The sequence below is a fragment of the Pseudoalteromonas sp. 2CM41L genome (assembly GCF_023161905.1).
Classification (GTDB): Bacteria; Pseudomonadota; Gammaproteobacteria; order Enterobacterales; family Alteromonadaceae; genus Pseudoalteromonas; species Pseudoalteromonas atlantica.
In genome coordinates, this window is record NZ_JALNTN010000002.1 from 356549 (window position 1) to 372054 (window position 15506).

A 15506-nucleotide genomic window follows, 5' to 3' on the forward strand; every position below is an offset into this window, starting at 1 on the left:
GGTATTTGGTAAATCACACATAACACCTGCTAAATACTAAACCACACAATTAAGGAGAATAGAGCCATGATGAAATTAAAACATTTTGCATTATGTGCTGTTGCAGCTGCCATTATAGGTTGTGACACGGATTCAAATAATAATAACAACACATTGGGCTCTATTGCTCTATCAGGTACAGCGTTAACGGGCGAAACATTGTCGACCAGCGTAAATGATGCCGATGGTATTTCTGGCGAAGTAAGCTACTACTGGTACGCCGACGGACAAGTTATAAGTGGCGCTAATGACGCAACTTTTACATTAACAGATGAGCAAATTGGTTTTGCAATTACAGCACAAGCACTTTATACAGATGACAGCGGTGTTAATGAGTCACATTTAAGTGAGCCCACCGATGAAGTGTCAGCTATTCCTTTTGCGGCCACGGTAGAAATTAACGGTGATGCAATTATAGGTAATGAACTAAGTGCTAATGTAGCGGATGAAAATGGTTTTGATCCGGCGCTTGTAGCATATACATGGTTTGCAGATGATGTTGAAATTGCCGATGAAACCTTAGCAACCTACACTATTACCGAATCGCAACTAGGTAAAGTTATAACCGTAAATGCAGCATTTGAAGATAGCAGAGGCTTTGCAGAGTCAGCTACATCAACTGCCACAGCGCCAGTAGAGCGTGCAAATTCAGAAGGGTCGGTGGCTATTGTTGGCACACCTACGGTGGGTAATACACTTATAGCCGAAATAACAGATGAAGATGGCGCAAGCGGCACAATTACTTACCAATGGTTTGCTGATGAGGTTGCAATTAGTGGTGCCACGCAAAGCACTTACGTTGTAGATGAGTCATTATTAGGGCAATTTATTACCGTGCAGGTTACCTACACGGACGATCACGGTTTTACCGAAGACAACCTTTCTGAGGCAACCATTGCTGTTTCTGCAGAGGCTGTAGATGAAGCGGGTAGTATCACCATTTCAGGGGCTACGCCATATTTAGTGACTAGCGAATTAACCGCTGAAATTAGCGATAACAATGGGGTAGATGAGCAAAACGTTACTTACACTTGGCTTGCTGATGGCGTTGCAATTGCAGATACCAACAGCAAAACATTTACGCCAACTAATCAAGCTGGCGCGATTATATCGGTCACTGCGAGTTATACCGATAACGATGGCTTTTCAAGCACAATTACCGGTGCCGCCGATACAGTAGTGTACACGCAAGTGATAAGCGATGCAGATGCGCTATTAGGTGCTATTAATGCAGGGCTTGGTGATGGCGATGTGCTTGGTTTAAATACCGGTGTATATGCCGATCTTGATGCCATTATGCTAACCAGCGCAGCAACACTTAAAGCTGTTGAAGGACAAAGCCCGGTAATTAGTGGCGAGCTTTGTATTCATGTAGCCAGTGGGGTTGATGGCGCGGGTATTGAAGGCCTTACATTTAAAAATATTGATACTAAATCGGGTGGCTTTTGTGAAACCGAAGAAGATGCCGTTATTTATTCTGAGGGTGACAACTTCACATTTACACAAAATACTATCGATGGTGAAGCAGAGACGTTAAATAACTCTACCTACCATTGGTTAATGCTTAAAGGCGACGCCGCAATGGTTGAGCGTAATACCTTTGCCAACCGCGATAAAGCAGAAAATGGTTCGGTGATAAAAATGTCTTCATCGAGCACTAACCACGTTATTCAATATAACCTTTTCACAGGTACCAGCAGCAACCCAAATTTTGGTAACTCTAGCCTGCACTTAATTAACGCAGGGAGTACAACAGGTACAGGCTCTGCTGATGATGCAAACTTTACTATTCAATATAACCGAGTAGAAAACTTTGTTACAGGCCGACGTTTAATGCGCGTACAAACCTCTGGCGCGACGATTAAAGGCAATACTATTTTAAATCCTAATGGCGGTATTTCGCTTGAAGATGGTGGATTTAATACGGTATCAGACAACATTATTATTCGTACCACTGATATTGCAAGTTCAAGCGATCGTCCTGCCGGCGTGCTAGTTACGCCTTTAGGCCACACTGTTAGCAATAACTACATCGCTGGTATTCGTTCTGGTAATAAAGAAGCCGGTGGTATTGTATTTACCGCTAACCCATTTTCACAAGCTGATGGCGGGGTGCCAAATGGAGGTAACCAAGCTGTGCTTGATGGCGCAGGCGACTTTACCCTTAATGTGACAAACAATACGGTACTTAACTCACAGCAACCATTTGTATTTAGTACAGAAATAGGTTCAAAGGCACCTGTTGGAGATTGTGATGAGCTTACCGCAGAAAATGCACCTGTACTGTATGGTTTAACTAAAAATGCGTTTGAAATTAACTTCAACGGTAATTTAAATGCTAATGGGGTGGGCGATCAAACTGATGAAGACACCATTGAAAGCAGCGCGCTTGTTTATGGTTTCTTTTACCCTAACGAGCTGTCGAGCGATCACTCTTTTGAATACGACTGTGACCTAATTAACCATACTGAATCACTGTTCTCTAACAGCTTTGGCTTTAGTGACAGTTATGAGTCGGGCGATGCGAGCGACCTATGGGTTGATATTAGAAACTTAAATGGCAATGGTGAATACGACACCGATGGCGCTATTGACCAAAACCCAGAAGCAAATGGTAAAGAAATCCCAGAGTTTGTCACTGCTACAAGTACGCTGCTTGAGACTGACTCAAATGGAGCACAAGCCTTAGCAGGTGCAAGAAACTTATACTACATCCAAAGCACTGATGTAGGTGCAGGTTCTACGTGGGTGGCACAAGATGAATAAGCCCACACTGCACATTACTAATATTTATAAAAATAGCAAACTACGCACAACACACACAATGATAAAGGAGAACGCGGCATGTCGTTAAAAATGGATCGAAGACGTCAAAATTCTACAAACAGCTCTGTTTGTAATCATTTTGCACTTTCACCTGCTGCTAAGTTAATTAGAGCTAGTTTACTTGCGGGTATGGCAGGTTCATTGTCATTTAATGCTTTTGCTCAGCAAGAAGCCCAAGAAAAAGTGACTGAAGTAGAGCAAGATGTAGAAATCATCAGCGTTACAGGTACTCGTAGAACCATACAAGATCAAATTGCAATTAAGCGTGAGGCAACAACGGTTGTCGATGGTTTATCTGCAGAAGATATTGGTGATTTACCCGCGCTGTCAATTGGTGAAGCGCTTGAGTCGATTACCGGTGCCGCATCTCACCGTGAAAACGGGGGCGCTACCGAAATCACCATTCGTGGTTTAGGCCCATTTTTAAGCGCAACCCATATTAATGGCCGTGAAGCTACCAATGGTAGTGGTGACCGCTCGGTTAACTTTTCGCAGTTTCCATCAGAGCTTGTAAAAAAGGTCGCTATTTACAAAACCCAAGATGCTTCAATGATTGAAGGTGGCGTAGCCGGTGTGATTGCACTTGAAACGATTGCCCCGCTAGATTACGGCAAGCAACGCGTACAAGGCGAAGTTAAACTAAATTACAATCCAGATGAAAGTAATGTAGAAAACTCACTGCAAAGTGATACAGGCTATCGTGGTACGTTTAGTTATGTTGACCAATTTGAGTTTGCCGATGGCCAAGCGGTGGGTGTGTCTTTTGGTGTGCAGCGCCAAGATATTAGCCAACCAGAGGCCGAATACAGAAGCTCAAGTCCATCGGGCTCTTCACTTTGGGCATGTTTAAATGACCCAACTAATACGAATGAAGGCTTTTACAGAAGCAGCGCAGGTGATTGTGAAGACCAAGTAAGTGGCAGTAACAATCAAGGTTATCAAACAAACATCGACCCAGAAACAGGCAAAGCCGAAAGCGATGGCACTCCATACGCATGGACAGGCAGTAGCCGCAGCTATCGTCAAAATGAAACCTCAGATGAGCGTGATGCAGTATTTATTGCAATGCAATACCAGCCGTCGTCTGAGTGGGATGTTAACTTTGATGCACAAATCTCTGACAGAACACAAAGAGAAGCACGCCACGATTTAATTTTTTTACAAAAACGCGCAACACCTGGTTTAACAGGCCCAACGCTTGTTACTAACGATGTAGGCGGAATTTTACATTGGGAAGGTGAAGAACGTATTGAATCGGCGGGCGAGCAATTCTCACGTGAAGAAAACTACCAAGGTTATGGTATTAATATTGAGCACACGGTAACCGACCGCCTTACTGTAAATCTTGATTTAGCGTATTCAAAAACTGAGCGTGAAGAGCTACAAATTTCTAACCGTGGTAGAACCGCAGACCGTAATTTGTTTAGCTGGGATATGGGCGATGAAATTCCTCACTTCACGTTAACGGACTTTGATGTAACTGATATTTCTAACTTTACAGATAGCTTACGTACACGTTTAGACCGTGAAAATGTTCGCGAAAACGTAGTTAAATCGGCGCGTATTGATTTTGACTACGCGTTAGAGGGCGATATATTTACCAGTATTGAAGGGGGTATTAGAGCCTCAGAGCTAAGCTTTATACAGTTTGGTGGTAGCCAAGGTAATGGGTCTCGTACTGAGTACACGATAGGCGATGACTCAGCATTAGAGATACTTCAAGGCTGTCAAATTGACTTCCCAGAATCTGATTTTTTATCTAGCGTATCGGATGGCAACTTAGTAACAAATGTAGATAGTAGCGGTAATGTAATAAGCTCTGGAACAGGTTCTTCGTGGGCGACCTACGATAACGTGTGTTTCTCTCAAGCCGTAGCGGCTACAGACGCTGACTATACAGGTGAATTTGGTTACCCTGATGTTGAGTACGAAAATGCCGGTACCATAGATGTTACTGAAAAAACCGCCTCAGTGTACTTAATGGCAAACTACGACACCGAAGTATTTGGTAAGTTTATTCGTGGTAACTTCGGCCTACGTATAGTTGATACTGATGTAACCTCGGTAGGCTTTAGAACAAATTACACTGTAGATGTAGATGAAACTACAGGCGCTGTAACCCTCGATGTAGGGGATTCACTAGAAAGAACCGAAAGCGGCGGTGGCTATACCAAATACTTACCAAGCTTTAACTTAGTAGTTGATTACAGTGAAGATATTTTACTGCGTGCGGGTATTTACCGTGGTATGTCACGTGCTGACCCATCTGATTTAGGCTATGATCGCGACTTTGTAACAGACGATCAATCTGTTGCGCTATCGCTTTCTGACTTATTAACCGTAGATGGTTCAGGTAACCCTGATACTCAACCATTAATGTCATGGAACTACGACTTAGCCTTTGAATGGTACCCTAATGAAGATTCTATTTTAGCACTAAGCCTATACTACAAACAGTTCCAAGGTGGCTTCCAGCAACAAACTGTAATTGAAGACTATGTGGTTGGCGGTGAAACGGTATCATTACCAGTGACAAATTCGGTAACAACCGATAATGATAGCGATATACTGGGTTTAGAAGCATCGTTCTCGTACCGTTGGGATAATGGTATTGGTGTAAAATTTGGCTATAACTTTGCAGATACTGACTTTGAGTTTGAAGATAGCTTATATGGCGATACATACGTTACCGACCTAGATGGCAATACTACTCAATTAACTGCCGGTATTATTGAACCTGGTTCGGTGCCGGGGTTCTCAGAGCATGTATTTAGCAGCCAACTGTATTACCAAATTGGTGACTTTGATACGGCCATTATTTATAAATACCGTAGTGAATACTTCCAACCATATACCAGTAATGGTACCCGCTTACGTTATGTTGATGCCGTAGGTGTATGGGAAATGCGTGCATCGTATAAAATTAACGAGCACTTTAGAGTTAAAGCTGAAGCCATTAACTTGTTTAGCGCACCTAAGTCACAAGACTTCTTTGTGGAAGATAACCTAGGTGAAGTAAACGATTACGGCCCACGTTTATTCTTAGGAATGAGCTTTAAGCTATAACACAATAACCAGTGATCCCCACTTTAAAGCCCAATTAGCGTATGCCGCTAATTGGGTTTTTTTGTATGTGTGTGGGCTATTAAACCTAAGCTTTTTGAATCGCGGCGCACTTTCTTAACTAAATCTTGGCTAAACCTTTTTACCTAAAGCGCAGCATTACTAAACTCAGTGTTAGTAACGCTGCGTTATTGGCAGCGAATTAGTTAGCCAAAAGTCTACTATCTTTATCTTGGTTGACCAATTAATTCGGTAAAAGCGGCTAAATATAAAAATAACGCTGTATATATAAAAAAAATATATCGAGGAGATTGAGGAGGTTTTAATCTATTTTTGTGTGTTATTTAACCTTGATTGAGATTTAAAAGCACATTAAATACAAGTGGTTATATTATGGTCAGTAATAAAAGTATTTTTGTCATGCCGAATTGGCTTTTATTGGTAATGACTGTTTTTGCTTTTTTTACAAAAAATGGTTTACCAATAGGTTGACCTTTGGTGCTTTTGCTGTAAATATTAAGTTAACCATTTAGATAAATGGTAAGGCGTTTAATAAAAAATATATAGCGAGTTACACATAGCACTGACACACACAGGAAAAACTATGAATCACAAGTTATCAAAAATTACGCTAGCAGTTATATCTGCCACAGCATTAAACCTTTCTTTGTCCACACACGCACAGGAAGCCAAGCCAATTGCAGAAGATGATGTAGAGATCATCGAAGTATCTGGCATTCGTCAATCACTTACTAATGCACTTGCTGAAAAACGCTCTGCAGATAGCCTAGTTGAAATTATTCAGTCAGAAGATATTGGTAAATTACCCGATCAAAACCTCGCTGAAGTATTAGAAAACGTAACGGGTATTCAAATTACACGCCAAGCGGGTGTAGGCACAGGTGTACAAATTCGTGGTACTGATGCTAACCGTACCGAAATTAACGGTGTATCAACGGTGGGCTCAAGCTCTGGTCGAAGTGGTATTAGCTTTGAAGATGTATCAGCGTCAATTATTTCAAGCTTAGAGGTAATAAAGTCGCCTGAAGCGAAAACAATAGAGGGCTCTGTAGGCGGTACTATTAACCTTAAAACGATTCGCCCACTGCATTTAGGTGAGCAGCTAGCCACTATTAGAGTGCAAGGTGAGCACAGTAGCTTAAGCACTGATAGCGGTTTGCAACCACGTTTTTCGGGAACTTTTGCTGATAACTGGGAAGGTGATTACGGTAAATTTGGTGTGTTAGTGAGCGGCAGTTACGCAGAGCAAGATGTAACGGCGTTTCGCCCACGTGCAGATAGAGATAACATTATCACTGCAGATAGCGGTGTAGCCAGCGCTCAGTCTTTTGACTTTTTACCGATTCAATTTTTTGTACAAGATTACGATAACTACGAATACGAAACTAAAAACTTTGTAGGTACCATTGAATGGGCGCCAAACGACAACACAAAGTTTTATTTTGATGCTGTGGTTAACGATCAAGAACGTCGCCAAGAAAGTTCTCGTGTACAGGCTTCTGGTGTAAGTGCGCTTAATGATATTTCGGTTCCTGATGAATTTGAAACCGTAAACTTAGGCTCACTTGGCGGTACCAACCTTGGGTCTATTCAAGCGGCCTTACGCGGTGTCATTCCGGTTAATTTAGAAAACGATGATGACGATCCTAACCTTCGTTTTTCAAGTGATACAAACTCGCGTGTTACCGACAGTAATATTTTTAGACTCGGTGGCGAATGGCAAGGCGATAAGTGGTTTGTTAGTGCTGAAATTGCTTCGTCATCTTCAGATACAACTACGCCTAGCTTTAATACAACGCTTAACTTTATTAACCCTAATGTGCCATTAGATGCTGGTGGCGGTAATGATAATAGTGTGCCGTTTGAGTATGACTTATCAGGTGGCGCATTGGCATTTGGTATTGCAGAGGGGGCAGAGTACGCACCAACGGTTGAACAACTACTAGACCCTGCAAATGTAGTGCTACGTGATGTAAATATTGGTCAAGATACCGTTGAAAACTCTGAAGATGCGTTCCGTATTGATTCAACCTATTACACAGACTCAATTGTAACCTCTATTGATTTTGGTTACCGCTACAGTAAATCACAAAGCAAACAAAACGAAATTACTTCAAGCATTGGTTTAAGAACCATGGCTGATAGCCCGTCGGGTGATTTATTTGCCGACTTATTAGTGGCAGGCCCAGATAACTTTAACGAAGCTGATGGCCGCTCGTTATACATAGGCGACTTTTTACTTATTGATCCTGAGCTTGTGGCCTCAGACCCTGATGCGGTACTTGCCACATTACAAGCAGCGATGACTGCGCACGGTTCAAGCAAAACATTAAATGCACCTACTTCAAGTTCTGCAGGTTTTTTTGATATAGAAGAAACCACCCATGCGCTATATGCACAAGCTAACTTTGAGTACGAAATGGTGCGCGGTAACATTGGTGTGCGTTACATTCAAACAGACGTAGAGTCTACGGGCAACTCAGTTACTCAAGATGGTAGTGGTAATGAACTGGTAACGCGTATTACCAATGAATCTGACTATGACTTTATTTTACCTCGTTTAAACCTTGTCGCTGATGTATCAGAAGATGTACTTGTGCGCTTTGGTGTAGGTAAAGATATTCGTCGCCCTGATTATAACGACCTATCAACGTCTATTACCTACAGCACAAGTCCAAATGACGAAGTGGAATTTGGTAACCCAGCACTGAAACCTGAAGAAGTACTGTCTTACGATTTATCGGCAGAGTGGTATTTTGCAGAGGCAAGTGTATTTAGCGTAGGTATTTTTCATAAAACACGTAAAGACTTACACGTAAATCAGTTAACCTCGCCAGTTGAAGACCCTGTAACAGGGTATCGCGACTTAACAGACCCATGTGAAGGTGGCGGTATATTTAACCCCATTGCAGATATAAACGTATTTGGCCCTGAGAATGGCCGTGGCGTATGTGTTGGTACAGAAACAAAAGTAAACGATAGTGGTGAAACTACCCAAAAAGGGATTGAGTTTGCCTTTCAGTATGACCTATCAGGCTTTGAAAAAGACCTAGGGTGGGCATCTGGCTTTGGTGTATTAGCTAACTATACAATTCAAGAGTTCTCAGGTGGTGAAACCGAAAATTCAGCAACCTCAAGAGCAAGTAATGTATTTGCAGCAACCACCGGTACGCCAGGTATTGAAGTAAGTGAAATTCAAGGCTTACTTAACCTTTCTGAAAACGCGTATAACTTTACGCTGTACTACGAAAAATTTGGCCTATCAGCACGTATGCGTTACACGTGGCGTGAAGGGTATCGTTCAAATGACTTTGGTAGTACGTCTAGCTTCCCTTGGGGTTTCCCAGTGGTACAAGAAGACCGTGGCCAGCTTAATGCAAGTATTAGTTACGATGTGAACGAGCAACTTAATATTGGCTTAGAGGCAGTAAATATTACTGAATCTGAAATTAGCCAATCATGTGTAAACGAAAGCGCACTATTGTGTTTCCAAGGTTTAACTGACCGTCGTATTACACTGGGTGCAAGTTACCGTTTTTAAAAAGTATGTTGAGAGTGTGTAGCCTTTGAACGGGCACTAAAAAGCAAGCCACATGGCTTGCTTTTTTTTTACCTAAAATTAGCCGCAGTTAGGTGGTTAATAATGGGCCGTGGTTCTTTGTGTTGGGGGGAAAAATGCACCTGTTTGCAAAAAATAAAGTGTGTGTTGTATTACTTGTTGGTTGTAGCGCATTCCCGTGTGGCTTACATCAAGGGTAATAAAATCACGCATATTAGTAGGGCGTGTTGGTATTTGATGGTTGAATTTGCAGCAGTGTGTTTGGTTTTTAGGCAAGGCAGAGCCTGTGAAGTGTGGTTATTCCCCATAAATAGGCGATAACGCTGCATAAATGCCAAACATGCGCTGCCCTTTGGGTTCTGCCTAGGGGCGATAAACTCTTTGTTGCCTACATGGATGTAGGTAAGGGGCGTGAGCAGGGCGCGGAAGCTTTACTTGGTTTTTACTTATTCTTACAGGGATGTAAGTCATTAGAATAACGCAGGAGCAGTTATCGAGCCCACTAGGTTACAAACCTCGCGCCGCGATTTAATCGCCCCTAGATTGAACAAATTTCAATCCGCAAAAATCAACACGCCCTCAGTTTGGCTGATTCTACAGACACCAAGCCATCGTTTTTACCTTTAAAATAATGCTGTGTCAGGGTGGATGCTTTAGTACCGGCTATTACGCCTAAATTAATGTCCAGCTCATTTATGGTGTTGCCCAAACTCTTACTGCCTGTAATTAAAGATTGGCTTACACCGCCGGCTATATGCATTAACCATGAACCATTTAAATGATTAGCTAATTCGCTGCCTTTGTTAGGCGTACCAATTAACACGACATTTCCAAGTGTATTATCATTAAATACCCGAGGGTTATTTTGCAAGTAGGCTCTAATAACTAAGCCACCTAGGGAGTGGCCTACAAAATGTACTTTACTCGCATTAGCAATACAGGCATTAATTTGTGTGGTTGTTTGAGTAAATACAGCCTCAACACTTTGCCCTAAAGAGGCGTAATTTAGGCTGCATACTTTATAATGTGCACGTTTAAGCTGCTGGGCAAAATATGGCATTGCCCAATCGCTTCTGCCTAATCCATGGGCAAGTACTACCAGCTCATCATTAGGTTTATACTGCACAGGGAGGATTATTGGTACTTTTACAGCCGGTTAGGAAAAGTAAAAGTATTAGTCCGATTACTAATGGTTTTTTCATTACTTTTACACCCTACACACGTTCGCTATTAGTAATTATATTGTCCATTTAAAAGCAGTGTGCTGCTCAGTAACCGCCCATAATTTGCTAAGTACAGGCTGATCTAAAGCAAACGGCTCAAGTTTGCATGTTCCTACGGGGCCGCTCCAATTCCATCTTCCTGATGGGCCATAATACGCACGTTGTTTTAGGTTATGCTCGGTGGCACACATAACCTCAGGGTATGCACCTTGCTCTGCCGATTGCGCTAAGCCCATTTTTACTATTAGTGACCAGGTAAATCGGGTTGCAAAGTTAACATTATCGCCAATAAGAGAGGTATTAGCTGCACCTGGGTGACACACAAACACCTGCACATTTTTATTGGCGGCGGCTATTTTATTTTGCAGCTCATAAGCAAACATCATTTGTGCAAGTTTACTGTGGCAGTAGGTCTTATTTGGGTGGTAGTTTTTATTCCAATTCATGTCATCAAATTGAATCGTTTTAAGCCCCATTTTGTAACCTTCACTGGCCACTACGACAATACGTCCGTTTGATTGCTCTATTTTGTTAAAAAGTAAACCACACAGTAAAAAGTGCCCATAGTGGTTAACCCCTAACTGACTTTCAAAGCCGTCTTTAGTAAATTGCTGAGTCGCGACCTGCGCAATAGCGCCGTTACAAATAAGTGCATCTATGTGTGGCACAGTTTGTAATACCTCGTTGGCTGCATGGCGTACTGATGCAAGCTCTGCTAGGTCCATTTTTATAAAGCTCACATCGGTACTATTGCCAAACTCCTGTTTTAACTTAGCAATAGCTTCATCTGATTTTAAAGGGTTACGATTGAGCATAACTACTTTTGCGCCTTTAGCGAGTAATAGTCGGGTTGCTTCAAAGCCTGCGCCTGTATTTGCTCCCGTTATTAGATAGCATTTACCAACTAAAGAACTGAGTTGGTCGGGAGTCCAGCCAGAAGGGCCAAATGGGTTAGTTGCGCTCATTAGTTAAATTCCTATCAATAGTTAAGTATAAATATGCAGTACAGGGTTATGCGTATTGCTCTAAAGTGCTTGTTAGGTAATATAACTCTCGCCACCAGGTGTAACTAGGCGATATCCTCTTTAAAATATGCCTATTTGTATCGCTGCATTGAGAATGTGTATTTACGGTGCTAGATTAGAATTATTCTATATTTAAAAGATATGGGTGAATGAGCAAACACCACATTAAGCAACTTATACAAAATAGCCTGTCTTTTAACGATGTAAACAACGATGAAAATTATACCCAAGGGCTAATAGAAACGGGTATTAAAGGTGTTCAGTTGTTTAAAGTAACGCATGCTATGCGCTGTGCACCTGCGGTATACGAGCCGTGTATTGTTGCTATAGTCAGTGGCGCTAAAGAAGCCATACTCGATGGTAAGCATTTTATATACGATGAAAATAATTATATGTGCTGCCCTATGTCTATGCCGGTAGAAGCGGGTACACCCACGGCTTCACCTGAGACCCCCTTGCTAGGCGTTATTGTATCGCTAGATACAAAAGTGATGACCGAATTATCTATTACCATGGCTGCACAAGGTGTAAAAAAACACGCATCAGGCCCCAAAACGCAAGGGCTTACACTCGCAGCATGGGATGACTCATTTACCGATTCATTACTACGATTGCTGCAACTTGTAGGCAACCCTGTAGATATTGCGGTTTTAGGCGAAGGGCGACTGCGAGAATTATATTACGCCATATTAAACGGACAGGCAGGTAGTAGTGTGCACCAAGCCTTTGGCGTAGGAAACGACATAGCACGCTCAATTGATTATTTGGCATCTCGATTAGATGAGAGCATAACCATAGACGATATGGCTGCAAAAATTGGCGTAAGTAGGGCTGTTTTGCATCGAAAATTTAAGGATGCGACCAGTATGTCGCCGATTCAATTTGTGAAATCTATGCGCTTAAATACCGCCGCGATGAAAATTGCAGCGGGTATGAACGTAAGTTCGGCGGCCATGTCGGTAGGCTATGTTAGCTCATCACAATTTAGCCGAGAATTTAAACGTATGTATGGGCAATCGCCAAAGCAGTGGAGCCAAGCAAAGGAGTTACCTCAGGAGCTTGTTGAGCAATCGATTGTTCAAACAGTTGATCAAACAACCAGCCTGAGGGATTGATCATGGATAATACAGTCATTTTTAGGGTTGTTGGTGCGGTATTCATTATTTTTGGCATAGTGTTAGCTGCCAATCCTGAGCTGATAAGCAACAAGCCAGTTCCGAATGATATTTTTAAGGCCGTAGAGCGCAGAATTTGGTGGGGGTTATTTATTGGTTTTGGCTTATTGCTGCAATTTCATCATCAGCTTGTACCTTGGCAAGCTAGCATAGCGGCAACACTGTCATCGTTACTCGTAGGACTATTAATTGCAAGGCTTATTGGCATTATGTTAGATGGCTCGGTAGCAAAACAGTGGCTAAATGTGGGTATTGAAATAGTAATACTCGCGCCATTAATTTGGTGGTATTTAAAAGTACGCACTTAGTATCAGAGTTAAACCGCTATAAATCTTAGTATCGCCTTAGAGTGTAACGCTTAATACCTTTATGGCATGATAAGCAAACAAAGGCGTTTACCCATGAGCTTTACTTTGAGTTAGCGCCATTTCTTCAGACCAAGGTACATAGAGTGCAGGAGTTAAGTTTTTATTATCGGCCAAAATTACTTTCGCGATTGGCCGTCCGAAATATTCAGTTGGCTCAAATGAGCAAATATCTTTTAAATTAATCGAAATATAACAATTTGCTTTTTTGATTAATAAAGCTGATTCATCCATACGTGCATGAACTGTTATTTGTAAGTTCATGTAAGGAACCATCGATACTATGTGTTCACCTAAGTGAAATCTGTCTCGCTCTATCTCATCTCCTATTGCTTTTAAATAGTTAATATATGCTTTCCAACGCTTTAAAATTAATAAGGTTAAAAATGAAATAAAACAAATTAGGCTTAAAAGAATCGAATGAAATACAGAAAATTGACCCAAATAATAAAATGCACCCGCCAGTATAAGCACAACAGCTAAATTTAATAATGACCACTTATTTGGCTGAAATTTTGAATGATTACTTTGCAAAATACATCCTTGAAGTTATGTGGTTTCTTACAGCGCTAACGCAGAAACCTCCTTAAATTATTATTCACTATTAATAGCAGGTTGTATGTTTTTTTACCACCTTTAGCCTGAGTCATATTTGATAACCAGAGATACAATAATATTAACTATTGCTATATTAAAAAAATCTTTTAACTAGGAGTCCCCTTTTAATAGCAAAGCAGAAAAAAGAGCTAGCTCCTCGCTTTGCTCTTTTACTTAGCTTATTACTCCCTCAGATAATTATTTTTTAAATAGTTGTGATTATTTCAGCGATACTGCGAATAACTAGATAAGGCGATTATGTGAGTACTATCGTGCAGCTAAAATGTTTATATAAATGTGTACAGGCTATGTTGCATTAGCCAAAGCGCCGCACTTTATTACTTTTAAAAACAGGTGCATTAGAAATTAAACACAATGAAACTGTGATGAGCCAACTACGTGATGAGATTAATTTAGATGATGGATTTATGCGTAAATGAACACCAATAAAAAAGCACTGTTTACTCAAACAATGGAGCAGCATAAAGGCATTATTTATAAAGTTGTAAACTCTTACTGTCAAAACCAACACGACAGGCAAGACTTAGCGCAAGAAATACTCACCACCATGTGGCTTGCTTATGATAATTACGACAAAGACTATAAATTTTCTACGTGGATGTACCGAATAGCACTGAATGTGGCGATTTCATATTACCGCAAAGACAGTAAACGAGAAGATAAAGCCAATGAAAGTGAGCAGTGCATTGTGCACATAGCCGACCTCTCAGCGCACAATGATAAAAGCGAAGAGGTTAAGCAGCTTTATGAATTTATAGCAAAGCTCGATAAGTTAAATAAAGCCATAGTATTGTTGTATTTAGAAGGCGAACCCCATCAAAGCATAGCGACGAGTTTAGGCATAAGTAAAACCAACGTCGCTACGCGAATTGGCCGCATTAAAGAAACACTAAAAAATCAATTTGAAAAACAGGGGGCTTAATATGAATTTAGATAACATTAAAAACACATGGCAGCAGCAAAATAGTGTTAACGAATCGGCCATTACAATAAACCAATCACTGCTGAGCGAAACAAAAGTGAATAAACAAATGAAAGAGCTTAATGCTATGAAGTGGGCACGTATTATTGAAAGCGCAGCCTTCTTTTTTATTATTGTTTTATTGGGGCAGTATATTGCAAATAACTTTAGTGTTTCAGCGCCTTCAATATCTGCGTTGATACTGAGTGTATTTTCCATTGCTGGCCTTGTAGGTAATATCGGCCAAATAGTGCATATTGCTAACGTTGATTATGCAAAGCCAATTAGCCAACTACAAAAAGACGTTTACCGCCTTTGCTCACATAAATTACAACTAACTAAGTTGTTACTTATGTCTGCACCTTTTTATATGGCTTATGTTTTTATTGGCTTTGATGTGCTATTTGAAATTGACTTGTATGCTCACCTAGAGCAACATATGGTTTGGTTTTACAGCGTGTCATCGCTTCTACTTTTAATAATTACAAGCTGCGTATTAGCTAAACTAAACTACACAAATATTAAAGCGTCTTGGGTTAAACGCACCATTGCATTTATTGTCGGTGAGCGTTTAGTAAATATGGCGCAATTTATAAATAGTATAGAATCAACAGACAGCTAAATAATTAGC

At 41.0% G+C, this 15506-nt stretch carries 10 protein-coding genes; 7 read left to right on the forward strand and 3 right to left on the reverse strand.

The genetic code is table 11. The annotated features are described in order from the left end of the window. Window positions 1-69: 69 nt before the first annotated feature. The 3 genes from MTF64_RS04490 to MTF64_RS04500 all read left to right on the forward strand — a co-directional run bounded on the left by MTF64_RS04490 (window position 70) and on the right by MTF64_RS04500 (window position 9490). Entirely contained in the window at window positions 70-2805 is a 2736-nt protein-coding gene (locus MTF64_RS04490; protein ID WP_248450788.1) for a poly(beta-D-mannuronate) lyase, read from the forward strand. Window positions 2806-2883: 78 nt separating this feature from the next. Beyond that, complete coding sequence (locus tag MTF64_RS04495; RefSeq protein ID WP_248450709.1) at window positions 2884-5931, forward strand: TonB-dependent receptor; 3048 nt, start codon at window positions 2884-2886, stop codon at window positions 5929-5931. A gap of 601 nt (window positions 5932-6532) precedes the next feature. Then, window positions 6533-9490: a TonB-dependent receptor gene (locus MTF64_RS04500; RefSeq protein ID WP_248450711.1), complete on the forward strand. Its 2958-nt coding sequence runs from the start codon at window positions 6533-6535 to the stop codon at window positions 9488-9490. A 586-nt stretch (window positions 9491-10076) separates the two neighbouring features. Here MTF64_RS04500 and MTF64_RS04505 read toward each other — a convergent pair. After that, entirely contained in the window at window positions 10077-10634 is a 558-nt protein-coding gene (locus tag MTF64_RS04505; RefSeq protein ID WP_248444024.1) for an alpha/beta fold hydrolase, read from the reverse strand. Window positions 10635-10745: 111 nt separating this feature from the next. Beyond that, window positions 10746-11696, reverse strand: coding sequence for an SDR family oxidoreductase (locus tag MTF64_RS04510; protein ID WP_248450713.1), 951 nt, complete (start codon window positions 11694-11696; stop codon window positions 10746-10748). A 209-nt stretch (window positions 11697-11905) separates the two neighbouring features. On the opposite strand from MTF64_RS04510, the gene MTF64_RS04515 reads away from it, so the two are divergent. Beyond that, entirely contained in the window at window positions 11906-12871 is a 966-nt protein-coding gene (locus tag MTF64_RS04515; RefSeq protein ID WP_248450715.1) for an AraC family transcriptional regulator, read from the forward strand. Between the two features lie 2 nt (window positions 12872-12873). Beyond that, the gene (locus MTF64_RS04520; protein WP_248450717.1) at window positions 12874-13239 is read left to right on the forward strand and encodes a DUF4345 family protein; all 366 of its coding nucleotides are present in this window, start codon (window positions 12874-12876) and stop codon (window positions 13237-13239) included. Window positions 13240-13326: 87 nt separating this feature from the next. Here the strand turns inward: MTF64_RS04520 and MTF64_RS04525 are convergent, their stop codons facing one another. Continuing rightward, entirely contained in the window at window positions 13327-13830 is a 504-nt protein-coding gene (locus MTF64_RS04525; protein WP_054983420.1) for a hypothetical protein, read from the reverse strand. Between the two features lie 499 nt (window positions 13831-14329). On the opposite strand from MTF64_RS04525, the gene MTF64_RS04530 reads away from it, so the two are divergent. Both MTF64_RS04530 and MTF64_RS04535 read left to right on the forward strand, forming a co-directional pair. Then, window positions 14330-14836 (forward strand): sigma-70 family RNA polymerase sigma factor, encoded by a 507-nt coding sequence (locus MTF64_RS04530; protein WP_248450718.1) that lies wholly within the window; start codon window positions 14330-14332, stop codon window positions 14834-14836. A gap of 1 nt (window position 14837) precedes the next feature. Further along, window positions 14838-15497, forward strand: a complete 660-nt coding sequence (locus tag MTF64_RS04535) for a hypothetical protein (protein WP_248450720.1) — start codon at window positions 14838-14840, stop codon at window positions 15495-15497. The last annotated feature ends 9 nt before the right edge of the window (window positions 15498-15506 follow it).